The 23,373-nt window shown below is 69.6% G+C and carries 21 protein-coding genes; 3 read left to right on the top strand and 18 right to left on the bottom strand.

Going from position 1 to position 23,373, the window contains the following annotated elements; translation table 11 throughout:
- The 9 genes from J8403_RS03705 to J8403_RS03665 all read right to left on the bottom strand — a co-directional run bounded on the left by J8403_RS03705 (position 1) and on the right by J8403_RS03665 (position 7,907).
- Positions 1-276 carry a PAAR domain-containing protein gene (locus tag J8403_RS03705; RefSeq protein WP_211121836.1) on the bottom strand — a complete coding sequence of 92 codons (276 nt, stop codon included), beginning with the start codon at positions 274-276 and terminating at the stop codon, positions 1-3.
- Between the two features lie 78 nt (positions 277-354).
- Positions 355-2,277: a VgrG-related protein gene (locus tag J8403_RS03700; protein WP_211121835.1), complete on the bottom strand. Its 1,923-nt coding sequence runs from the start codon at positions 2,275-2,277 to the stop codon at positions 355-357.
- A gap of 3 nt (positions 2,278-2,280) precedes the next feature.
- A complete protein-coding gene (locus tag J8403_RS03695; protein ID WP_211121834.1) occupies positions 2,281-3,084 on the bottom strand; it encodes a CIS tube protein in 804 nt (267 codons plus the stop codon).
- Positions 3,085-3,087: 3 nt separating this feature from the next.
- The gene (locus J8403_RS03690; RefSeq protein ID WP_211121833.1) at positions 3,088-3,519 is read right to left on the bottom strand and encodes a phage tail protein; all 432 of its coding nucleotides are present in this window, start codon (positions 3,517-3,519) and stop codon (positions 3,088-3,090) included.
- Positions 3,520-3,544: 25 nt separating this feature from the next.
- Entirely contained in the window at positions 3,545-5,125 is a 1,581-nt protein-coding gene (locus J8403_RS03685) for a hypothetical protein (RefSeq protein WP_246585676.1), read from the bottom strand.
- Between the two features lie 126 nt (positions 5,126-5,251).
- Complete coding sequence (locus J8403_RS03680) at positions 5,252-5,395, bottom strand: DUF6760 family protein (protein ID WP_211121831.1); 144 nt, start codon at positions 5,393-5,395, stop codon at positions 5,252-5,254.
- The gene (locus tag J8403_RS03675) at positions 5,392-5,823 is read right to left on the bottom strand and encodes a hypothetical protein (RefSeq protein WP_211121830.1); all 432 of its coding nucleotides are present in this window, start codon (positions 5,821-5,823) and stop codon (positions 5,392-5,394) included. Before J8403_RS03675 ends, J8403_RS03680 begins: the two co-directional genes overlap by 4 nt.
- On the bottom strand, positions 5,823-6,266 hold the full coding sequence (locus tag J8403_RS03670) for a phage tail protein (RefSeq protein ID WP_059142910.1): 444 nt from the start codon (positions 6,264-6,266) through the stop codon (positions 5,823-5,825). The genes J8403_RS03675 and J8403_RS03670 overlap by 1 nt, the downstream gene beginning before the upstream one ends.
- Before the next feature lie 72 nt (positions 6,267-6,338).
- Complete coding sequence (locus tag J8403_RS03665) at positions 6,339-7,907, bottom strand: phage tail sheath family protein (RefSeq protein WP_211121829.1); 1,569 nt, start codon at positions 7,905-7,907, stop codon at positions 6,339-6,341.
- Between the two features lie 261 nt (positions 7,908-8,168).
- Here J8403_RS03665 and J8403_RS03660 point away from each other — a divergent pair, with 261 nt between their 5' ends.
- Both J8403_RS03660 and J8403_RS03655 read left to right on the top strand, forming a co-directional pair.
- Positions 8,169-11,513, top strand: a complete 3,345-nt coding sequence (locus J8403_RS03660; RefSeq protein WP_246585675.1) for a phage tail protein — start codon at positions 8,169-8,171, stop codon at positions 11,511-11,513.
- 90 nt (positions 11,514-11,603) lie between these two features.
- Positions 11,604-12,368, top strand: a complete 765-nt coding sequence (locus tag J8403_RS03655; protein WP_211121828.1) for a hypothetical protein — start codon at positions 11,604-11,606, stop codon at positions 12,366-12,368.
- Positions 12,369-12,457: 89 nt separating this feature from the next.
- Here the strand turns inward: J8403_RS03655 and J8403_RS03650 are convergent, their stop codons facing one another.
- From J8403_RS03650 to J8403_RS03630, 5 genes are read right to left on the bottom strand one after another with little or no spacing between them, the layout of a single operon-like run.
- A complete protein-coding gene (locus J8403_RS03650) occupies positions 12,458-12,730 on the bottom strand; it encodes an SDR family NAD(P)-dependent oxidoreductase (protein ID WP_246585674.1) in 273 nt (90 codons plus the stop codon).
- Positions 12,731-12,790: 60 nt separating this feature from the next.
- Positions 12,791-13,552 carry an aminotransferase class IV gene (locus J8403_RS03645; protein WP_246585673.1) on the bottom strand — a complete coding sequence of 254 codons (762 nt, stop codon included), beginning with the start codon at positions 13,550-13,552 and terminating at the stop codon, positions 12,791-12,793.
- A 34-nt stretch (positions 13,553-13,586) separates the two neighbouring features.
- The gene (locus J8403_RS03640) at positions 13,587-14,102 is read right to left on the bottom strand and encodes a DinB family protein (protein WP_211121827.1); all 516 of its coding nucleotides are present in this window, start codon (positions 14,100-14,102) and stop codon (positions 13,587-13,589) included.
- Positions 14,103-14,162: 60 nt separating this feature from the next.
- Positions 14,163-14,513: a VOC family protein gene (locus tag J8403_RS03635; protein WP_137968999.1), complete on the bottom strand. Its 351-nt coding sequence runs from the start codon at positions 14,511-14,513 to the stop codon at positions 14,163-14,165.
- 20 nt (positions 14,514-14,533) lie between these two features.
- Complete coding sequence (locus J8403_RS03630) at positions 14,534-14,905, bottom strand: MerR family transcriptional regulator (protein WP_211121826.1); 372 nt, start codon at positions 14,903-14,905, stop codon at positions 14,534-14,536.
- A 222-nt stretch (positions 14,906-15,127) separates the two neighbouring features.
- On the opposite strand from J8403_RS03630, the gene J8403_RS03625 reads away from it, so the two are divergent.
- The gene (locus J8403_RS03625) at positions 15,128-17,068 is read left to right on the top strand and encodes an alkaline phosphatase family protein (RefSeq protein ID WP_211121825.1); all 1,941 of its coding nucleotides are present in this window, start codon (positions 15,128-15,130) and stop codon (positions 17,066-17,068) included.
- 12 nt (positions 17,069-17,080) lie between these two features.
- Here the strand turns inward: J8403_RS03625 and J8403_RS03620 are convergent, their stop codons facing one another.
- The 4 genes from J8403_RS03620 to J8403_RS44270 all read right to left on the bottom strand — a co-directional run bounded on the left by J8403_RS03620 (position 17,081) and on the right by J8403_RS44270 (position 23,336).
- Positions 17,081-17,686: a DUF4291 domain-containing protein gene (locus tag J8403_RS03620; protein WP_211121824.1), complete on the bottom strand. Its 606-nt coding sequence runs from the start codon at positions 17,684-17,686 to the stop codon at positions 17,081-17,083.
- Positions 17,687-17,771: 85 nt separating this feature from the next.
- Complete coding sequence (locus J8403_RS03615; RefSeq protein ID WP_211121823.1) at positions 17,772-19,886, bottom strand: ATP-binding protein; 2,115 nt, start codon at positions 19,884-19,886, stop codon at positions 17,772-17,774.
- Complete coding sequence (locus J8403_RS03610; RefSeq protein WP_211121822.1) at positions 19,883-20,578, bottom strand: Pvc16 family protein; 696 nt, start codon at positions 20,576-20,578, stop codon at positions 19,883-19,885. Before J8403_RS03610 ends, J8403_RS03615 begins: the two co-directional genes overlap by 4 nt.
- A gap of 7 nt (positions 20,579-20,585) precedes the next feature.
- The gene (locus tag J8403_RS44270) at positions 20,586-23,336 is read right to left on the bottom strand and encodes a VWA domain-containing protein (protein WP_211121821.1); all 2,751 of its coding nucleotides are present in this window, start codon (positions 23,334-23,336) and stop codon (positions 20,586-20,588) included.
- Positions 23,337-23,373: the final 37 nt, after the last annotated feature.

Here is a 23,373-nt window from a genome sequence, read left to right as displayed (position 1 = left end):
TCACCCTCCGATCAGCACGCTCGGGCACCCGGACGTGATGGGCGAGCCGCACCCCGCCGCGTCACCCACCCGCGCCGCCGGCCGGCCGCCGATGAGCACCGTGGAGCTGCCGGGCGGGGCGATCTGCGAGGTGCTGTGGGCGGCGGGTGAACCGCACTGGTGGGCGGTGCCCACGGTGGCCGCGGGCCGCCCGCCGATCAGCACGGTGGGCTCGCCGGGCGGTCCGATCGTCCCGGGGTGGCCGGTGGGATCGCCGACGCGTGCGGCTGCTGGCATGTGCTGTGCCCCCTGCCTGGTCGCTGTCTCTTCGCTCGCTCGTCTCTTCACACCGACTCGGCGCTGTCGTGTGCGGTGTCAGTTGATGCGCACCATCGGCGCGCTGACGGAGAGCGAATCCCCGCCCTTGAGCTCGGTGCGGGTGGTGCCGCTCACCGCCACCTGGTTGCCCCGCACCTCCACCGCCCCGCCGGTGGACAGCTTCACCTGGCCGTTGCCGCCGTCCACCTGCACGCCGCCGCGGGCGGTCAGCTTCACCGTGGCGCCGCCCAGCTCCAGCGTGCCGTCGCCCGCGTCCAGGGACACCCCGCTGCCCGCCTTGATGGACACCTGCTCCTTGGCCTCGATCTCCACCGTGCCGTCGCTGTGCACCACGATGGCCGTGCCCTTGCGGTCGAGGTTGATCCGGAGCTTTCCATCGCCGGTGACCAGCCGTACGCCCTGCGGGCCGTTCGCCGCGTCGAGCAGCTCCAGCTTGTTGCCGCCACGGGAGCCGAACGCGCGCTTGTTGACCGCGCCGCTGGTGGGGTCGACCGCCGCCGTCTCCTGGCCGTCGCCCTGGCCCCGCTGAGGACCGAGACCCTGCCCCTGCCCCGAAGCGCCCTGTCCCTGCCCCGGTCTGTCCTTGCCGTTGTAGAGACCGGCGAGCACATACGGGCGGTCCAGATGGCCCTGTTCGAATCCGATCAGCACTTCGTCGCCGACCTCGGGGATGAACGCCTCCCCGCCACCGGTCCCGCCCGCCTGGGCGGTGCGCGCCCAGTCGCTGGCGTACTCGTCGGACAGCCAGGGGAACCGCACCTTGACCCGGCCGAGCCCGTCGGGGTCCTTGGTGTCGGTGACCGTGCCGTTGGCCAGCCCCGAACACCGGGTGGCGGTCTCCGCGCCACCGCCACCGGACCCGCCGCCGGTCAGCCCGAACAGCGAACGCTCCTGCTGCCCGGACACCGTCACCCAGGTCTCATAGCCGCGCACCGGGTCGAACACATGCCGCGAGGAGGTGACGGTGTAGCGCCCCTCGAAGGGTTTGCCGACCCCGGCCAGGGTGACCGCGCCACCCGCCCGCACCTCCGGATTGCCCCGGATCACCGCCTCCAGCTCGGCGAACGACCCCGCGATGCGCGCCGCGAGGGCCTTGGCGGCCTGGTCCACCTGCGCCTGGTGGCCGTACGGCGCGTCGGACACCACAAAGCTGGCCTCGCCGAACGGCCGCGCCACCTCCGCCGCCGTCACCCCCAGGTCCAGGGTCGCCGCCTTGCCCGCGTCCGCGCGGCCCACCAGCGGCTGCTTGGTCTTGACGTCCCAGCCCCGCACCTCGACCGTGGACACCTGCTCGGCCGCCGACACCCCGGCCCGGCAGCGCAGCAGATTGTCCCCCATCTCCAGCACCAGGGGGTCGCGGGCGGCGCGCGCCGAGGTGTCCGGGGCGCCACCCGCCTCGGTGGGCTTGGCGAGATGCAGCCGTCCGTCCGTCACATACACCTGGGCGCCCGCCTCCTCGGCGAGCCCGCGGAGGAACTCCCAGTCGCTGATGTTCGGCTGCGCCACATGCTCCAGCACCGGGCCCGCCACATCGACCTTCCCCGGCTTCAGCCCCGCCCGCCGCGCCACCCGGACACAGATGTCGGCGAGGGTCATGTTCTGGTAGCTGGCCACCTGACGGCCCCGGAAGAGCCGGTGCGACTCGTCCAGCCCGCGCACCACCGTGAAGGTGCCGGTGTCGTCGATCTCCACCTCCAGCGCGGTGACGCTCCCGGTCAGCAGGGGACGCGGCGAAGGCCCGCCCCCGGCGCCGGCCAGCAGCCGCACCTCGGTACCGATCTCCACCCCCGCCTGCTCCAGCAGCACCCGGCTGGGGTCGCGAAAGCGCAGCACGAACAGATCGGGCAGCGTACGGCTGTCGTCCACATACCCCTCGACCAGCGTGTTCGCCAGCGCGGGGGAGAGCGGACGGCCGCCGAACTCCACCACCAGGGCCTTGGCGACGCTCTGCTGGGCCATCGCTCACCGCCCCCCGCCATGACCGTCGCCGTGGGCTCCGGCCCCCTCGTCGCGCTCCAGCTCGTCCAGCGCCGGAAGCAGCAGCTCGATCCCGCCTGGCAGCCGCATCGGATCGTCGATCCCGTTGGTCTCCGCGATGACCCGCCAGGCCGCCGGATCGCCGTACTCACGCCAGGCCAGCAGCGGCAGCGTGTCGCCGGTGCGCACGCGGTGCACCCGGCGTGCGTGCAGCGCGCCCGAGGTCGGATTCTGCCCCGGCGTCTCCCCGGTGATCTCCTCCATCGTCACCTGGCACACCGCCCGGATCGGCACACCGGAGGTGGTGAACAGGGTGTATTTCGCCTGCACTTGGCTGACGTAGCCGGGGAACCCGGTGAGCCCGCCCCAGTGGAACACCACCCATGGCGGCGAGGCCCGCTGCTGCTGCCGGGTCTCGTTGGTCGGCACACAGCAGGTGAACAGCCGCTCCACCGAGGTCACCACGCTGGTGTCCTGGGTGTCGCTCGCGTCGAAGAACATCTCGACGGTCAGCTTGCTGGGCTGCGGCCCCTGATACTCGGGCGGCCCCGCGCTCTTCGCCCCCTTGGCCGGGGTGCGCTTCCAGGCCGCCGCCTTGGTCAGGCTCAGCTCCTTGGGGTTGAACTGGAAGTCGATCCGCCCGCACGGCCCACCAGGCGTGAGACCACCACCCGGTGGCGGGGTGCGCAGCTCCAGATAGGCGTGCTCCAGCTTGGGCCGGGCCCCGCCACCTGTCCTGCCCGCGGCGGCCCCGCCGCCCGCCGCGCTGAACGCCACGGGTGAGCTCATGGGTCAGCCCTCCATCACATAGCCGTGGTGGGCGATCTCGATGGTCTCCATGGCCACCTTGGGCGACTCCGGGTTGAACGACGGTCCGGTCCAGCGCACCGGCACCACCTCGAGCAGACCCCACTGCGCCACCTTGTGCCCGTCGCCCGTCCGCGCCTCGATATGCGCGGTGCGGCGGGCGATCCCGGTGGTCATGCTCGCGAACCACTTGGCCACCTTCTCGGTGTCACGGGTCAGTGGCCGGGACAGCTTGATGTTGGGGTACTTCAGCCGGGTGGGCAGCTGCCACAGATGGCTGTTGTTGCCACCCTCCTCGCGCAGTTCCAGCACCACCTCGCAGCCGAGGCCCTCACAGGTGTTGAACGAGCCGAGCTCGATGCCGTCGACCGTGACGACGAAACAGACGCTGACCGCCGGGTCATCGGTAACGGGCATGCCGTGTCCCTTCTCTCCGCACTTGTCAGTGCCTGGTGTTGATCAGATGTCCGGCCCGTTCGCGCTCCAGCCGCAACTCCGCCTTCAGCAGCCGGCTCAGCGGGCCGTACAGCGCACGGACCAGCTCGTCGTCCACCTTGGGCGCCCCGCCCTTGCCACCGTGTCCCCCCGGTTCTCCCGGTGTGCCGTCATGGGGCGCGCCTGCGGGGGACGGCTCGGGAGCGGACTCGAAGGGCGGGCCTGCCGCCGGTGGCACGGCGGGCGGCGGGGCGGACGGTGGCTCGGCGGACAGGTCGGGCGGAGCGGGCGGGTCAGGGGCCGGGGCGTCGGGAGGATCCGGGCTCATGGCATCGCGCTGCACGGGCGGGAGGAACCGCGCCCGCCGCTGTATCCGCGGTGCGGACGGGGCGGGCGGCACGGACGGAACGCGCGAGGGCGGGAACACCACGGAGCCGTCCGCCATGCGCTGCGCCACCCCGGCGGCCACCGCCACCGAACCGGCGTCGACCGGCGGACGGGCCGGGGCCGTCGGGGCGGTGGCCGGTGTCGGCGCGGTGGGGCGGTGCCCGGTGGCCGGGGGCGGGGGAGCGGCGGCCGTGGGCGCCGCCGACCGCTGGGCCGTGGGCGCCGCCGACCGCTGGGCCGTGGGTGTCGTCGGGGGATTCGTGGCCGACGTCCCGCCCGCTGCCGTCGCCCCCGGACTCGTGCGGGCCGGGCCACCGGCAGCGGACCAGCGCACCGGCACGACGGGTGGCTCGGCGGCGGGCACCGGACCGGAGCCGCCTGGCCGGTCGGGCATGTCGTACGCGCCCGAGAACAGCGGCACCGATCGCTGTGCCACGAGCGGCACCACGGGCCCGGCCGCCGGTGCGGGTTCGGCCGCCATCGGCATCCCGCCGGCGGTGGCCCGTTGCAACGGTACGGGTGGGGTCGTGGGGGTGGGAGCGGATGGCGTACCGGTGTCCGCCGTACGCACCACCAGCGGATCGTCGGCGAGCAGTGGCCTGGACGGTGCGTCGCCGCGCGGCAGCTCCGGTGGTACGGCTTCCGGCTGCTCGGGAGTCAGGGCCCCGGTGCTGGCCACGGGTGTGCGCTGGGCGGTCGGCGGCAGCTCGGTCAGCGGCTCGCCCAGGCCGAGGGCGGCGGACCGCTGGACCGGTGGCGAAGGCGATGTCGTAGGGGGCACATCGCCCGCTGCCGCGGCGGGCCGTGGCGTGGCGAGGGGCAACGTGGTCAGCTGCCGTATCCGTTCGTCCGGAGGGCGGGCGGAGATCAGCGGCTCGACCACCTCCGGCGCGTCCGGGGTGGCAGCACCCTCCGCCACCCGCCGTACGGGTGCGCTCCGAGGCGTGGCCAACTCCCGCGCCACGACGGGACCGACCTCACGGTTCACCGTCGGCGGTGTGCGGGCAGCCGGGTTCGGCGTATCGGCAGGGGGCGACGGCATGGCGAGACCGTGCCCCACCCCGGACGGTGCCTCCAGGTCCACCAGATGGCCGAGCGTCCCGAGGAACGACGCGTTCTGCCACGTCCCCAACCCCGCCCGGAACCCCGAGGGATCGGTCACCAACTCGGGCGCCACCACCGTCCGTTGCAACGGCGGCACCTCCCGCCACCCCGGCACGGCAGGCGGCCTCAAGGGGCCCGTCTCCGTCTCCGATCCGGTGTGCGCCGTGTTCCCGGTGCCACTTGGCCGGTGTCCGGCCAGCCAGGACAGCAATCCCATGTCATGTCACCGCTCGTTCAGCCGGACAATGTGGTCCACGTACCGCAATCGGTCGGTGTGCTCGAGGTCGAGGATCTGGTCGAGGGGCCAGTGGAAGTGGTAGGCGAGGTACGCGACCTCCTCATGGATCCGGTCGGCCGCGTACGTCACGATTCCCCCAGGCGACCACCACCGGACAGATCCACCGCGAAGTTCTCCTGGCACGAGGGGCAGGTGACCGCGGCCCTGGTGTGCCCCTCGGCGTTGATCCTGCGGTAGAAGTCCTGCAGAAAGGCGAGGTCGGAGGCGAACAGGTCCTCGACGATGCCCGGATGGATGTCCTCGATCGAGCCGAGCCGGGTGAGCACCCGGGAGATCAGCACCACCGAGAGATAGGCGGAGTTCTCCCGCACCCGGTCGTCCCGCAGCGGGATCAGCTCATCGCGGGCGGTGGCGAGCCGCATGATGCCGTCGCGGTGCACCGTCCCGGATTCGTCCACGTATCCGCGCGGCAGCTCGAAGGGGAACTCCGTCCGCAGGGTCTCGGTCTGCCGGTCCGGGGCCGCCCGCTCGGGGGATGCCGCGATGGTACGCCGCATCAGTCGACTTCCACGCTCTCGTAGGTGATGGCCAGCTTCTCGGTGAGCACGGAGGTGTCACCGGCCTTGAGCGTGCTGATCTCCAGGGACTTGGGCCAGGCGTTGATGAGCTTGTACCGCTTGATCGGAATGCCCTCGTAGTCGTAGACGATGATGGAGCCGTTGCGCCGGGCATTGGTCATCTTCCCGAACCGGGAATCCTTGATCCACTGCTCGAAGCTGTTGTCCTCGGTCAGACCGCGGGTGACCGTGACCTCACCGGCCTTGGGACGGCCGGGCAGCTTCTTGATGGCGTACTTCCCGTCGGCGGTGTTCTGCTTCAGCTCGATCACGTCCTGCTCCATCTTCAGACCACTGACCTCGGTGATCTGCCTGATGAGCACGCTGTCGAATTCCAGCCCGAAGGAATGTCCCACGGAGCTGTCGAGTTCGGGGAGCGGCATACCAGCCTCCTAGGATCGGGTCGGTCGTGGTGGTCATCACTCATCAACCGCTCATCACTCATCAACCGCTCATCACTCGTCAACCGCTCCCGTGCCCGCGGAGAGCTGGGCGAGCCGGAACACCACGAACTCCGCGGGCTTCACCGGGGCCACCCCGACCTCACAGATCACCTGCCCGGCGTCGATGGACTCCGGCGGATTGGTCTCGCGGTCGCATTTCACATAGAAGGCCTCGTCCGGGGTCAGCCCGAAGAGCGCGCCCTTGCGCCACTCATTGACCAGGAACGCCGAGATGGTGCGCCGGATACGGGCCCACAGGGCGTCGTCGTTGGGCTCGAAGACCACCCACTGGGTGCCCGCCAGAATCGACTCCTCCAGGTAGTTGAACAGCCGCCGCACATTGAGATAGCGCCAGGACGCGTCATCGGCGAGCGTGCGCGCGCCCCACACCCGGATGCCGCGGCCGGGGAAGGCACGGATGCAGTTGAGCCCGATGGGGTTGAGGAGGTCGTGCTCGCCCTTGGTGATCTGCGTCTGGAGCGCGACGGCGCCCCGTACCACCTCGTTCGCCGGGGCCTTGTGCACCCCACGCGTCTCGTCGTTGCGCGCCCACACCCCCGCGATGTGTCCGCTCGGCGGTACGAAGGCGTCCCGGCCCACGGCCGGGTCGAACACCTTGATCCACGGGTAGTAGAGGGTGGCGTACCGGGAGTCGAACCCGGTCGTCTCCTCGCGCCAGGTCTTGATCTGCCGCGGGCTCAGGGCGGGCGGCGGGTCGAGAATGGCGATCCGGTCGCCCATCGCCTCGCAGTGGGTGATCAGCCCGCGCTGCACCGTGATCACCGTCTCGAGGTCCACCGCACCCCGCTGGTAGGCGCTCATCAGGTCCGGCGCGGCCACCATGGTGATCTCCTCGACCGCCTCCAGACCGCCGAATCCGGTCCGCTGGTCGGGATCCCCCACGTACGAGTCCGCCGACAGCGCGTCCGGCACCACCGCCGCGCCGGCCCCCGGGCCGGCACCGGGAGAGGCGGCGAGCGTCACCACCTGCGACTCGGGCCTCGCGGGCGCCGCGCCCTTCCCCGGCTCCTCCAGCCTGATCAGCTGGGACCGGGCCCTGACCTGCGTGGCCACGTTCTCCTTGCTGCGCTTGGTGGTCACGGCCGGGTAGGTCTCCACGACCACTCCGTCCCGCTTGACCACCAGCGCGAAGACGTCCTGCGGCGGGTCGTCGCCCTCGGGGTCGGCCACCTCGACGGTGATCTCCCCGGTGGCACCGGGAAGGGTGCGGACGACATACGGCCCGAGCTGGGCCGAAGGCCCCGAGGCGACCTCCTTCGCCGTGCCCGCGCGCTCTCCGCCCGGCTCCGCCTCCTCCGCGCCGCCGATGCGCACGACGTAGCAGATGCCACCACCATTGGCGAAGAAACCGTAGATGGAGGAGGCGAGGTAGGTGCCCTCGACGAAGTCCCCGAAAACGGTGGTGAACTGCGTCCAGTTGGTGATGAGCGTCGGCTCGTTGAACGGCCCCTTCTGCGCGAACCCGATGAAGGCGGCGACCGAGGTCCCGACCCCCTCGATCGGCCGCGACCCGGATTCCACCTCTTCGACGTAGACACCCGGGGACAAGTACGACGGCATGCCACTCTCCTTGACCGGGGAAACGAGAGCGATTGTTCCCGGGAAAAGGATCAACGGGAACGGGCTTTCGGCCGCCCCGGCGTACACAAGGCCCTGCCCGAAGAGGCAGCGGATTCCCTTTCCCGATAGGGCAGAAAGCCCTGCCCCCATCGCTGCCCGGTCTGCCACGGGCTTGGAGGGGGTGGAACCAGCACCCTGACATACATGGCGCGCATACATGTCGCGGACGTATCGCCGGCCGCCCGGTGACCGGATGACGCGATGAAGTCTGCCTCGGAGAAGTCCGGGAAGTCTGCCGCGTCCGCGAAGCCGGGGGCGAGGGAGCGCACGGCACCGCAGCCGACCTCGGCCCCAGCCCCGTCGGCGGCCTCTGAGCAGGCGGCCGCGCCTGTCCCCCCGTCCGCCGCCCCCGGTCTGTCCCCCCGCCACCTCCAGCGCCTGCAGGCCGCGGCCGGGAACACGGCGGTCTCCCGTCTGGTCGCCCAGCGCTACGCGGCGCCGGTGAAGCCTCCACCGGCCCAGGCCCCCGGCTTCCGCAAGGTCCAGTCGGACGTCGCGGCGAAGAAGCGGAAGCTGTCCCAGCACCACCCCGCGACCGCGGAGTCCCGGTCCGCCCAGGACGCGGCGGTGGCCCCGCCGGACGACAAGGAGGCGCAGGGCAAGGCGGCCAACGCGGAGAAGATGAACGCCGCCAAGCCGGGGGAGTTCGACAAGGCGGGCTTCATCGCGGCGGTGAACGAGGCGATCGCGGCGCAGGCGCCCAAGAACCTCGACGAGGCAGACAAGTTCGCCGACTCCGGCAAGGCCGACAAGATCAAGGGCGAGGTCGACGGCAAGGTCACCGACGGCAAGAAGGCGTCCTCGAAGGACATCGAGACGACCACGAAGGCCGCCCCCGACACCTCGAAGGCCAAGGAGAAGCAGGTCACGCCCATGGGGCCGGACCAGCCTCCGGCCAACCCGGGCGCACCGAGCGCCGCCGACGCCACTCCGCGGCAGCAGCCGCCCGAGGTCACGGACTTCTCGGAAGGCCCGAAGAAGACCGATCAGCAGATGGCGGACGCGGACGTCACCGAGGAGCAGCTGGCCAAGAGCAACGAGCCGGAGTTCACGGACGCCCTGGGCGAGAAGAAGAAGGCGGAAAAGCACTCCGCGACGGCCCCGGCGCAGGCCCGGGGAGCGGAGAAGCGGCAACTGGCCACCGCGAAGTCACAGGCGGCCGCGGCCGGCACCCAGGCCATGTCCGCCCTGACCGCCACCCGCGCGGGCGCGGGCAAGCAGGTCGACGGCGGCAAGGGCGAGGCCAAATCGAAGGACGAGAAGAAGCGGGAGGAGGTCACCGCCAAGCTCCAGAAGGTCTTCGACGCCACGCAGAAGGACGTCGAGGGCATCCTCGACGGCCTCGACGGCAAGGTGGACAAACAGTTCGAGGAGGGCGAGAAGAAGGCCCGGGACGCCTTCAACACCGACCAGAAGCGCCGGATGAAGGAGTACAAGGACAAGCGCTACGGCGGCTTCTGGGGCCCGGCCAAATGGGCCAAAGACAAGATCGCGGGCATGCCGGAGGAGGCCAACCAGCTCTTCCAGGAGTCCCGCAAGCTCTACGTACGTCTGATGCAGGGCGTCATCTCGTCCATCGCCGACACGATCGGCACCGAACTGGGCAGGGCCAAGGCCCGTATCGCCAAGGGCCGCGCCGAACTGAAGGCGGAGGTCGACAAGCTCCCCGCCGAACTGAAGAAGTACGGCCAGGACGCGGCGAAGGACTTCGCCGGAAAGTTCGACGGCCTGGAGTCGGAGGTCAACGACAAATCGAAGCAACTGGTCCAGACCCTGGCCCAGAAATACACCCAGGCCCTCAATGCGGTGGACGAGGAGATCAAGAAACTCCAGGAGGCGAACAAGGGCCTGGTCCAGAAGGCCGTGGACGCCGTCGTCGGCGTCATCAAGACCATCAACGAGCTCAAGAACCTCCTGATGGGCATCCTGGCCAAGGCCGCCGGCGCCATCATGAAGATCATCAAGGACCCGATCGGCTTCCTGGGCAACCTGGTCCGCGCGGTGGGCGCGGGTCTCCAGCAGTTCATCTCCAACATCGGCACCCACCTCCAAACGGGCCTGGTCTCCTGGCTGTTGGGGACTTCGGCCAAGGCCGGAATCGAAATCCCATCAAAGTTCGACCTCAAAGGCATCATCCAGCTGATCGCCTCCTTGCTGGGCCTGACCTGGGCGAACATCCGCGCCCGCATCACCCGTAAGGGCGTCCCCGACCAGGCCATGAGCGCTGCCGAACAATCCGTCCCGGTGGCGAAGGCCCTCGCCACCGAGGGCCCGGCGGGCGCAGCCAAGGAAATCACCGCCGAAACCGGCGACCTGAAGTCCACCATCCTCGAAGAGCTCAAGTCCTACCTGATCCCCACGGTCATCATCGCGGGCATCACCTGGATCCTCTCCCTCCTCAACCCCGCCTCCGCCTTCGTCCGCGCGGTCAAGGGCATCATCGACATCGTCACGTTCATCGTGAACCAGGGCGCCCAGATCGTCGAATTCGTCAACGCGGTCCTGGACGCGGTCATAGCCATAGCCAACGGCGGCGCGGCCGGCGTCCCCAAGACGATCGAAACCGCCCTCGCCGCGAGCATCCCCCTCCTGATCGGCCTCCTGGCGTCGCTGCTCGGCATCGGCGGCCTGGCCAACAAGATCAAACAGGTCTTCCAAAAAGTCTCCCGCCCGGTCAACCGCGCCATCGACAAAATCGCCGCCAAAATCGCCCGGGCCGCCAAGAAATTCTCTAATGGCTTCAAGGGAAAGCCTGGATCCGCTGACAGGGGAAACTCGGCGGATGCTGGCGCGAAGCAGTCGGACAAGCGAGCCGCGATTCGAGATGCGGAAGCCCTTCTCGCGTCTCGGCCGACCCGAAGCCAGGCCGCATCAAAACTTCCAGCCCTATCGCGTAACCATCGGGTTCCGCTGCGACTGGTTGTAGAGTCCACCGATGCACAGGGCCAGAAGGTGCATGTTCAGGCGATGGCCACCTCCAGCCATGTGTTGCCGGTAAGGCCCCGAGAGATTCTGTTGTTGAAAACACCGAATCTGGACAGGTTGGAGAAGCTGCAGCCAGGAACGAGTCAGAGATATGTGGACGATTTCAAGAATAAGTACGAAGGGAAGCAGTCTATCGTCAAATACGTTGAGGGGCGAGCGGCGCGCAAACTTGGTCGCGTCAAGGAGAAGCCCGGTATAGACGCCTACAATGCGGAATCCGGAATGGGCGTCGCAAAGAATAACCAGACAATCGAAATATTGAACCTCAAAAAGAAGGTGGAGCGCGAAAGGATTCCCGACTTCTTCCTCAGCGGACAGGTCGTCGGGGATGTCAAGGATGTGGCGGTGCAGAGCTATGACGAGCAGATGAGGGACAACACTCGAATCGCAAAAGGCTTGCGTGTGCGACTCCGTGGCAGCAGTGCAATGCTGCCTGCTGCCAACCGATTTGACATCGTCGTACGCGCCCCTTCGGATGAACACCCCGAGGGCACGCATGTGACCGGGCCCCTCAAGGAGGCCATAGCTGATAGTGGTGGAATAATATACGAGGTGCTGTGAGGTTGGAGTGAGAACCGAAGTGTGCTGAATTATTCCCAGGCGCCTCGAAGTCGCAGTTGATTAAGACATCGACTCGAAAGGATGAGAGAAATGGGAAATGCCTTTCGGGCATCTGTGTACACTCCTCAGGACCTTTCAAGCCTGCGCTCAGTACAGACGCTCTGGCAGGTTCTGGTTGATCCGCTGATTTCTCCATCTCGGTTCGATTCCGTTGAGAGGGCCCGGAGTGAGTTCAGCCCGCAAAGTTTTGGTGCGGCGTGTGATCTCTACTCTGCAGAAGGCGTGCTTTTCGTGCGAGGAAGGAACGCAAAGTTCAAGGCCATGTTCTCGTACCTGTCCGACCGGCTGGCGAAATGGACCTTCTGGTGGGATCTGGCGGCCATGAAAGGTGATCAGGGTGGTCGGTGGCTACAGTGGCTCTACGGACTTTGCATTCAGCTACCGCCGTATTATGGATTCGCCTGTTCGGTCGATGAATACGATGCGAAACATACAGTGGTCGAGACAAGCGGGTCGGGCGCTATGACCCAGGCCGTTGGGGTCTCCGCCGCGGATTTTCGAAGGTTTCTTCCGGGCGTGTACTGGCTGACGATCTTCGGCGCTGATCTGGTAAATCACTTCGGCGCCAAGTTGCAATCACTGCCCGATGCTCACTCCATCAGCATCAGTTCTGATCAGACGGTAGTGCTGCTGGACTCGCCAGTCGTTCCCGAAGCAATGGGGGAACGACTTCGCGTCGAAGCCGACTTGAGGTCGTTGCTGGGTGCCAAGTATTTTTTTGACCGGACCAACGTAGATGTTGAGTACGAACCGGTGCCAGGTCTCGCCAGGGCCTTGGGCGAAACTTCCAGATGAAGGTGGCGGTAGTCAGTTGGCGCCCGTATGGAGGACTTCCTGTTGCCACGCATCGCGGGGCTGGGTGTGGAGGCGCCAGTAGTGGTCCGCTACTCGTCCGGGTCGAAGTCCGTGCCGGGGGCTACGGGGCCGTCGACGGTGACCGTAGCCACGTGGACGCCGGAGGGGCCGTATTCCATGTCGAGGAGTTGCACCAAGGTGCGGACCCCGGCCTTGCCGAAGGACAGGCTCACATAGGCGGGCTTGGGCTGGGGCATGCCGCCCGTGACGATGAACGTTCCGCTACCCCGCTCCGCCATCGTGGGCAGCACATGCGCGGCGGCGGTGGCCGCGCCCACCACGTTGACCGCCCACGCGTCCAAGTGGCCGCGGGCCGACAGCCTGACATCCGTGTCAGAGTCAGGCCCAGGTCCGATCAGGGATCAGATCGCGTCCCACTCCACCGCGTCGTACGCCGCGCCCACTCGCCCCATCAGCTCCTCATCCACCGTGTACTCCACCTCGTCGATCCGCCGCACTGGTGCGAACCCCTGTGAGTTGGTGAGGAACGCCGAGCGATAAGCGGAGAGGTCCGCGAGGGTTACCTGGCGGCGGGTCGAGGGGAGGCGGGGTTCCAGGAGGGCCATCGTGATGCCCCGTAGGGAGGGGGCGTCCGGCCAGGTCACGGATGCGCCGTCCCAGAAGGCGATGTTGGTGATCGCGCCCTCGGCCACCACACCCTGCCCATCCGTCAGCAGAGCCTCGTCGTGTCCGGCGCGGTGCGCGGCCGTGAGGTAGTGGTTCTGGCCGAAGCCGCCCAGGTGCTTGATGTGGGGGAGTTCGCGGACGAAGGGGACCGACATCACGGATTTCGGGCCCCTCGGCATCGTCTGCGGGGGACGCACCGTGACCATCAGGGTGGCCCGCTCGTCGTCCTGGGGCCAGTAGACGTACACCCGGAGCGAGACGTCGCGGACATCGGCGGCGTGCAGGGCGTGCCGGACGTCCGCTCGTACGCGCTCCTCGTCGAGGTCGCCGTCGAACAGTTCCCGGGTCGCCGACCGCAGCCGGTCGAGGTGGAGGTCGAGGCCGCGGACCCGGGCGTCTCTGATCTGCATCGCCGTGAAGTGCCCGTAGCTGGTGAGCGCGGGCAGCCGCAATGTGTCCGCGGTGGCGGGCGAGCCGTTGATCTCGATGTAGGTCACCCGGCCACCGTAGCGGGGCGTCAGGAGTGGCCCTTTAGTAGTAGCCCTTCGCCCCGTCGACGAGTTCCCGAATGGTGTCCATATGGCCGGCGTGGCGGGCGGTTTCCTCGATCATGTGGAAGAGGATCCACCGCAGGCTGGTGGAGGTGGCGTTGAAGTCCGGGTGGCGGCCGGTGTCGTCCAGGGCGTGGGCCGCGATGATCTCGTTGGACACCTCGCACTGCCGCGCGTAGTCCTTGAGGAGCTGGGCGAGCGGGACGCCCTCGACCCTCATATCGGCATCCTCGACGTCCTCGTCGAACCGGGGGCCCTGGGCCGGGCGGCCGAGGAGGACGATCTCGAACCACAGGTGCTCCACCCAGCGCATATGGGAGACGAGTCCGGCCAGGGTCATCTGGGGCGAGGTGGGGAGGAAGGATCGGTGGGCGTCCGCGTCGGACAGGCCCTCGCACTTCCACGCGATGACGGCACGCTGCATATCGAGCCAGCCCAGCAGCTGGGTGCGCTCATCGGCGGTGCGGGGCGGGCGGATGCGCGGTGGTGTCGTCATGAGCGGTGACGCTAGCCCAGTGCGTGGGCGGAGCCCAGAGCGTGGGCGGGGCGCATCGGGTTATCGGCGGTGGCTCAGCACATTGATCACGCGGCCGTTGGGGTCGCGGACGAAGAAGCGGCGCACGCCCCACTCCTCGTCCCGCAGGGAGTGCACGATCTCGGCACCGCTGTCGCACATCGCCGCGTAGGCCGCGTCCACATCGTCCACCTCGACGCTCACATCGGGGACCACCGGCCCGGTCTCGTCGTGGGTCAGCACGCTGATCTGGGCGGTGGGGTTGGTGGTGGAGGCGAGGGTCATGATCCAGCCCTGGTTCATCACCTCTTCGAAGCCCAGGAGACCGTAGAACTCCCGGTTCTCCCGCATCGCTTCGGACCGGACGTTGGGTACGACACGGCGGACGGTCATCGTGGGCTCCCCGGGGTGGGTCAGCTGGCGGTGTTGTTGCTGAGGACGGCGTCAAGGTAGTCGGCGATCGCGTCCCGGTTGCGGGTCAGGCACTCGATGCGTTGGGTCATACGGTCCCGCTCGTTCTCCAGCGTGGCGATCATCTCCGGTGTGGCGTCGGAGAAGTGAATGCGCCGGGGCTTGTCGAGGCACGGCAGGATCTGCTTGATGATCCGGGTCGGAAGCCCCGCGTCGAGCAGCCCCCTGATCTGCAGCACCCGGTCGACGAGACGCTCGTCGTACGAGCGGTAGCCGTTCGCGCAGCGGTCGGGGAGGATCAGCCCCTGCTCCTCGTAGTAGCGCAGCAGCCGGCGCGGTGTGCCGGTGCGCTCCGAGAGCTCTCCGATACGCATGTGTCCGTTCTCCCGCGCTGAATCGAATCCTTCACATCCATGTGAAGGATTCAGCGTATCGTGGGGCGGGAGCGCTCGCGAGCGGGCGGGCGGAAGGCGCCGGGAAAAATGCCAGGTGATTGAACGGAGGCCCCCGGCACGCCGTACGGATAACGACGGGCCCGACTACCCGAGCCGGGGCCGCCGTGCCACCACCGGGCTTCGCAGGGAAGGACCTTCGGGTTGTCGCGCCAATCGAGCTCTCATCAGCGGTCGGAAACGGACAAGGGAACCACGGAGCAGGCCCCGACGGAGGGCCCGACTCCGGAGAGTCCACCTGAGGTTGAGGTTGCGGCTGAGGTTGCGCCTGAGGCCACGCCGGATCTCCCCGCCCAGCGGCAGGATGACACCGGAGAGCGGGACGGGGTCCCCGACCAGGAGGTGAGCTCCGTCCGCGACACGGCCGCCGCCCCCAAGGGCTGGCGGGCCACTTACCCCGCCGTGGCGCGGGCGGTGGCATGGGCGGCCACGGGGCTCTCCCTCGCCCTCGTGTTCATCGCCCTCCTCCTGCCGACCCAGCTCAGCCTCGTCGAACCCAGCGCCTTCATGCGCATCCCGGTGGAGGGCGTGTTCGGCGCCACGCTGCTGCTGATGCTGCCGTCGATGGCGCGGCGGGTGGTGGCGGTGCTCGCCGGGGTGGTTCTCGGGGCGCTGACCATCTTGAACCTGCTCGACATCGGCTTCAACGAGTTCCTCGGCCGTGGGTTCAACGTGGTGCTCGACTGGATACTGCTGGACGACGCCCAGTCGTACGTCAAGGACGCGCTCGGCGAGACGGCCGCCACCGCAGCCCTGATCGGTGTCGTGATCCTCGCCGTCGCCGTGCTCGTCCTGATGGGGCTCGCCGTCCTGCGGATCAGCAACGTCATGGCGAGGAACAGCGCCGTGGCGACCCGTACCACCCTGGTGCTCGGCACCGTGTGGGTCATGTGCGCGGCGCTCGGTGTGCAGGTGGCCGGGGCGCCGTTCGCGTCCCGGAGCACCACCGCGCTCGTCCAGGACCGGGCGGAGCGGGTGCGCAAGACCCTCAAGGACGAGCGGGAGTTCGCCAAGGTGGCCGCCGTGGACACCTACGGCGACACCCCCGGCGACCAGCTGCTGACCGGGTTGCGCGGCAAGGACATGATGTTCACCTTCATCGAGAGCTACGGCCGCTCGGCCATCGAGGACCCGGCCATCGCACCCGGTGTCGACAAGACCCTCAAGAGCGCCACCAAGCGGTTGAACAAGGCCGGGTTCGCCTCCAAGAGCGGCTGGCTCACCTCGGCCACCTACGGCGGCAGCAGCTGGCTGGGGCACTCGACCTTCCTCACCGGCCTGTGGATCGACAACCAGAACCGCTACCGCACTGTCACCGCGGGCGACCACATGTCCATCACCCGCGCCTTCCAGCGCACCGGCGCCTGGCGAACGGTCGGCATCATGCCGGGAGTCACCAAGGGCTGGCCGGAGGGCAAGTTCTACGGCCTCGACCACGTCTACGACTCCCGGGACCTCGGCTACAAGGGCCCGAAGTTCAGCTGGTCGACCATGCCCGACCAGTACACCCTCAAGGCGTTCGAGCACCTGGAACACGGCAAGAAGCGCGACAAGCCGCTGATGTCGGAGATCATCCTGACCTCCAGCCACCAGCCCTGGGCGCCCATCCCCAAGACGATCCCCTGGAGCCAGGTCGGCGACGGCTCGGTCTACAAGGCCATCCAGAAGGCCGGCAAGAATCCCGCGGACGTGTTCACCGACTCCAGCAAGGTGAAGGCCGAGTACGGAAAGTCCATCCAGTACTCGGTGAACAGCCTCATCGACTATGTGCTGAAGTACGGCAACAAGAACACCGTGCTCGTCTTCCTCGGCGACCACCAGCCCCTCTCGCGGGTCAGCGGCAACAACGCCAGCCGGGACGTACCGGTCGCGATCGTCGCACACGACAAGGCGGTGCTGGACCGGATCTCCCACTGGGGCTGGGAGGACGGCCTGATGCCGGGCGCGAAGGCCCCGGTGTGGAAGATGAGCTCCTTCCGCGACCGCTTCCTGGACGCCTACGGCCCGAACCCGGGCGACGGCACGGCCCCCGCGCCGCCGTCATCTTCGCCGAAGGCCTCGGCGAAGGCTTCCGCGAAGCGATAGCCCTCGGTGGTCCTAGGCGCGCAGATGCGTCAGCAATCCGTCGGCGGTCGGATACGGCGGCTCCTGGGGCAGCAACGGGGCGGCCGCCTCCAGGTCGCCCTCGCGGACGAGCGTGTGGATCTCGCGGGCGAGTGGGGTGACGTCGCGGACGGCGACCGTCCACTCGTCCGCGTATCGCCGGGCCGCCTCACCCGCGAGACCCAACTGCAGCGAGCGGTGGGGGAGCGGCCGCAGCAGCAGATCCCGCTCGGGGTCCCACTGCACACGCGAGGGAGCCTGGCGCAACTGCCCTCTCCAGGACGCCTCGTCGGAGTGGAAGCCGCGTACGTAGTGGGACAGGCAGGCGTTGCGCAGCGCCCACTCGAAACCCTCACGGGTGATGTCGACGGCCAGGACGGTCTCCTGCCCTTCCTTCTCGCCCCAGCCGCAGCGGTACATCATCCAGAGGAACGACGGTTTGACCCATGTCATCCGGTCCCGCTTCCAGGCGGCCGGGAACCCGCCGTCGCGAGCCGCGGGCAGGCCGATATGGGGACCGTATGCCTGGTACACGGTGACCGTGGAGGCGGTGTGCCGGGCACGGATCTGGTGGCGGGGCGGGCCGATCGGTTGTTCCATGGTCCACCAGGGTGGCGGTGGCCGATGCGATCCGGCCAGTGATTTTCGCGGCCGTAGTGGTGCACCGGGCCCGCCACCCGGTCCGTCAGTCCGTCAGCAGGGACATGTACGGGCCGAATTCCGAGGCCAGGGTCAGGCGGCCCAGTTTCTGGTATTCGCGCTGCAGTGCGTGGATGAGGTCGGGCATGGTCACCGGGTTGCCGGACTCGGCCGCGAGGTAGGCGGCGGTGACGGCCACCGAGCGGATGTTGCCGCCCGCCAGTTCGAAGGACTCGGCGCAGAAGTCCAGGTCCAGATCGGTGGAGCGGGGGAGGGCGGTGCCCAGGGAGCGGTCCCACAGCAGGCGGCGGTGGTCGGCGTCGGGGAGGGGGAAGTCGATGACGAGGTCGAGGCGGCGGGTGAACGCGTCGTCGAGGTTGGCGCGGAGGTTGGTGGCGAGGATGGCCAGGCCGTCGAAGGTCTCCATGCGCTGGAGGAGGTACGCGCTCTCGACGTTGGCGTAACGGTCATGCGCGTCCTTGACCTCCGAGCGCTTGCCGAAGATGGCGTCGGCCTCGTCGAAGAGCAGAACACCGTTGATGCCGGCGGCCTCGGAGAAGATGCGCTCCAGGTTCTTCTCGGTCTCGCCCACGTATTTGTCGATGACGGTGGCCAGATCGACCGTGTAGAGGTCCAGGCCCAGGTCGGCGGCGATCACCTCGGCCGACATCGTCTTGCCGGTACCGGAGTCCCCCGCGAAGAGGGCCGTGACACCGCGTCCCCGGCCACCGCCCGGCCGCATGCCCCATTCGCCCAGGACCCGGTCGCGGTGGCGGGCGCGGGCGGTGAGTTCATGGAGCTGGGCGAGGGTGCCCGGAGGGAGTACGAGGTCGGACCAGCCCACGGCCGGTTCGATGCGGCGGGCGAGGCGGTCGAGGCCCGCCGCGTTCTGGGCGCGGGCCCCGGCGCGGATGTGGTCGGGATGGAGGGTGCCGCCGTCCAGCGCCGCGCTCTGGGCGGCGCCCCGGGCGGCCCGGGTGATCTGGTCGGGGGTGAGGAGGAACGGGGAGAGCAGGCGGGTGAGGTCGAGGTCCGCGGGGAGCGGGGCGCGGTAGGCGTCCGACCAGAGCGCCGCCCGGGCCGGGGGTTCCACCCGTGGGGCATGCAGCAGCAGCGGCGGACGGGAGGACCACGCGGCGTCCCAGGGGGCGCGGCCGGCCAGCACGACGGGGAGCGGGGTGTCGGCCACCAGCCGGATGACCTCGGGTTTGTCGCGGATCAGGGCGTCGATCGGACCGCACACCAGACCCGAGGAGGTGAGTCGGGCCTCTCGGGAGAGGATCCGCACCGCCTCGGAGGGGTGGGGGTCGCGGGCGAGGCGCTCCAGGTCGACGCCGAGGACGCCGTGGCCCGCCCGGGCGAGGGCGGAGGCTCCCAGCGCCGTGCCCGCGCCGCCCTGGTCCTCCCGTAGATACGCCAGGGGGTCACCGGAGGCGAGGGCGCGGGCGAGCGGCGCCGGATCGCCGACGCCGGACACGTCCTGCCACGGGGCGAGCAGTTCGACGATGCGCGGATCGGGTGTGTCATCGCCGAGAAGGTGCGCCGTGACCCGGTCGGGGACGCGGAGCGCACGGGCCAGGAACGGGCGGTCCGGCTCCTCGACCAGCAGCAGACCGCCCGCGCGCAGCGGGGCCTGCGGGCTCAGCCCGGCCCGTGCGGCCGCGTCGGCGGCGGAGAGCCCGCACAGGCTGAGGGCGAGACCGATGGCGGGCCGACGACGGGTGACATCGTCGTTGAGATAGCCGTAGAACCGCTCGAAACGATCGTCCAGATCCGGGATGAGCGCGATCAGCAGGATCTCCACATCGAGTGCGGGGAGGCCGAAGTCGTGGGCCAGGGCGCTCAGCCGGGTCGGTCGGCCCGCGCGGGCCGCGGCGTCGGCGCGCGCCTCGGTCTCGGCGAGCAGAGCGGCGTCGGTGGTGTCGGGGGTGGCGGTGCCGTCGGGGGCGGCGGAATCGGGGGAGCGTCCGGAGTCGAGAAGCCGGTGGATGGTCTCGTCGCTGAGATAGAGGCCGCGGAAGGCGTCGTCGGGGTTGGGGTCGGTGAGCTGACGGGCGTGGACGGCGCGCCGTATCCGCTGTTCGACGAGGATGGCGCGGTCGAGGAGATGGCGCAGGCTCGGGTTCGGTGTCCCTGTCTCCGCGTCCGTCGTGCTCCTCATTCCGTGTGCTCTTCGGCCACGCGGGAGGCGATACCGGTGCGACGGGCCCCGTACACCGGCAGCTCGGCGCCGCCCGGCATCGGCTGCGTGGGCGCCGCGGGCGCGGGGGCGTCCCGTGAGGAGTCCGAGAAGCCCAGGCGCACCCCCTCCTCGCCCACCTGCGGACCGGCCGGATAGACGGGCGATTCGGTGACCGGCACACTCACCACCAGGTCGAGCGACGGCTTGAGTTCGCCCCCGAGCGCGCTCCACACATCGGCGAACGACCGGTCCTCGGGCGGCGGCAGCGCGACCGTCATGGGCACGGAGACGCCGAGCTCGGCGAGCGTGCCGGTGAGCCGCTCGGCGGGCAGGGCCTCGTACCGCAGCAGACAGGACAGCAGCGAGGAGAGCAGCCGGTGTTCGTCCTCGGGGCGCCTGGTCCACGCGGTGATGAGGTACGAGAGTTTGAAGTACCGGGGCGGGCGGCGCCGGGCCACGATGGCGCCCTGCTCGTCGTACTCATTGAGCAGACCGCGCTCCCGGCGCCGCATGTCCTCGCGGATGTCGTACAGATAGAGATTGACGGTGGGGGCGTTGACCTTGGCGGCCCAGTCGCGGGTGGGGGCGTCGAAGACCACGGTCACCTGGCCGCCCGCCAGGGCCTCGGCCCGGAACATGGCGCGCAGCGCCTCGTCGACCTCGTGGATCACGGATCTCTCACCCCCGGCCGGCGAAGTCGGGCGGCTGCAGATTGCGCCGTACGACGAGCACGGGCTTCTCCAGCCGCTCGAGCCCCGTCACCGCGGCGCGGAGGGTGCGGGGACCGAGCCGGTCCTTGCGCAGCACCAGCACCTGGGCCTCGAACGTGCCGTCGCGACCCACCCGTACGGTCGACCGGGCCGCGGTGACGCCCGGATTCCAGCTGAGCGCGACCGTGGCGCCGGGCGGGAAGTCCTTGCCGCGGGCCACCGCCACATCGCCGGGGCGGGCGACCTTGGGGGTGACGGTCAGCTTGGGTTGCAGCACCTGGACGCGGGCCGTGTCCGTGTTGTCGGCGCGCCGGGGATCGCGTGGCGAACCGCTGACGGAGACCTTCAGATCACCGCGGATCGCGGTGCGGTAGACGGCCGTCTGGGTCACGGTGATCCGTCCGCCCGGCGCGATGGTGCACGGGGTGGTCCGGGTGCAGCCCGACAGCGTGGACAGGTCGCGGTCGTCCGCGTCCTCGGTACGGGGCCAGGCGGTGGTGACCACGACGTTCGTGGCCGCCTTGGGACCGGCGTTGGTGAGGGTGAGGCGGGCCCCGGCCCGCAGCCCGGCGTAGGTCGGCGTGGGGCCGACGGTGGTGGTGACGGCGAGATCCGCCTCGTCCGGCACGGGGGCCGGGAGCACGGTGAAGGTCGCCGTGCCGGTGCCGGTGTTGCCGGACGAGTCGGTGGCGGTGCAGCTGACCCGCGTCCTGCCGACCGGGAAGCGCGAACCGGGGGGCGGATCGCAGCTGACGGGCAGATCGCCGTCGACCGCGTCCTGGGCGGTGGCGGTGAAGTCGACCTCGGTGCCGTTGTCGTCGGTGGCCTCGATGGTGCGGTCGTCCACGGTGACGACGGGGGCGGTCACATCGTTGACGGTGATGCTGATGTGCTGCTGGTAGTCCTCGGGGGTGGGGTCGTCACCGCCGTCCCCGCCGCCGGGGCCGCCGTTCTGACCGCCGTTTTGCTGGCCCCCGTTTTGATCCCCGCCGTTCTGGCCGCCGTTTTGCTGTCCGCCGTTCTGGTCGCCACCATTCTGGCCGCCGTTTTGATCCCCGCCGTTTTGACCGCCGTTTTGCTGGCCCCCGTTCTGGTCCCCGCCGATCTGGCCACCGTTCTGCCCGCCCCCGTTCTGGCCGCCGTTCTGTTGGCCGCCCGCGTTCTGGCCGCCGTTCTGCTGGCCGCCGATCTCCCCGCCGCTCCCGCTGGTGGCTCCGCCGAGCAGCCCGCCGATGACCCCGGCGTTCTGGCCGCCGTCGGCTCCGCCGATCACACCGCCGATGACCCCGGCCACGGAACCGCCGCCCGCACCGTTGCCCCCGGCTCCGGAACCGCCGTTCGCCTCGCCGCCGCAGTCACCGCCGGACCCTCCGATGAGTCCGCCCAGCACCCCGGCGATCACCCCGCCGTTGCCTCCGTTGTCCGAGCCTCCGACACCGCCCACTGCCAGGCCGGCGATCGAACCGCCGCCGCAGCCGTCGGATCCGCTCGACACACCACCGGCAGCGCCGCCGATGAGTCCGCCGTTCCCGCCGTCGTCGGTGCCGCCCACCGCGCCGCCGATGGCCCCCGCGACCGATCCGCCGCCGTCGGGGCCTGAGCCGGTGTCGCCGCTTGCGCCGGTGTCGCCGCTCGCGCCGGTGTCGCCCTCATGCGGGGTGCCCGGGAGGTCCTGGCTGTTCCCGTTCCCCGGCTGACCACGGAATTCCCGGGCGGGTACCACGTCGTCCGGCATCTGCCCGGTCGGTGGTTTGCCGTCGAGCAGGAACTGCACGCCACAGTGCACGGTGGCGCCCTGCGGCGCGTCGTCCGCCACCGTGATGGTTTCGGTGAACGTGGCCACCTCACCGCTGGTCACCTGCCGGGTGGCCGGATCCAGGGTGACCGAGAGGGCGGGGTCGCAGCCGAAGGTCTGATAGCCGACGGTGGTGGGCAGATTGGTCAGCCCCTCCGCCACCGTGTCGGCCACCTCGTCGGCCTCGATGTCCTGGAAGAGCCTGCCGCCCGTGGCCCGGACGACCTTGGTCGCCTGATCGGGGTCGTGTGTCGGCTCCTGGTTCTGGCCCGGGCCGTTGCCGTTGTCGCCGTTGCCGTTCAGGCCGTCGCCGAGCTCGGTCGCCACATCCACGGCCAGGACGCGAACGCCCCCGTCCTTCAGCGCGTTGATGCCATCGGTGAGCGAATGCCCCTTGCTGGGGTCATGGCTGGAGGCGTCGCCGACGAGGACGACGACGGGGCTGGCGCCCTCCCGGAAGGTGCCGCTCGCTCCGTTGGCGATCTGCCACAGACCGTTGATCCAGTCCTCGGCGGGCCCGGGGCTGTACGAGCCGCGGTCGTCGGTGAGCCGGTCGACGCCCGCGCGTACGTCGTCGAGGTCGTCCGTCAGCCCCTGGAGCACGGTGAACACCCGCTCGCCGTCGACCTGTTGGTCTCCGTAGGTGGCGACGGCGAAGCGGGAGTCGGGCTGCTGCTCACGTACCTTGCTGGTGATCTGTTCCAGGTTGGCCTGGACGTTGTCGATGGTGGGCTGCATGCTGCCCGTGCCGTCGACCAGCAGCACCACATCCGGCCGGGGTGGGACCACCGGTGTGCGCACCTTCTTGTCCACGGTCAGCGCGTCACCCGGGTCGAGCGGCTCGTCCACCACGGCCGGGGTGACCGCCGGACCCTCCGCGGCCGCCCGCTTGCCCGCGGCCGCGCCCGGTACGACGCTGATCATCAGGAGCAGAACGGCGGTCAGCGTGCCGACGCGCGAC

This window comes from Streptomyces yatensis (genome assembly GCF_018069625.1).
Lineage (GTDB): Bacteria > Actinomycetota > Actinomycetes > Streptomycetales > Streptomycetaceae > Streptomyces > Streptomyces yatensis.
Note: the sequence above shows the minus strand (reverse complement) of the source record. Positions and strands in the feature narration are given on the sequence as shown.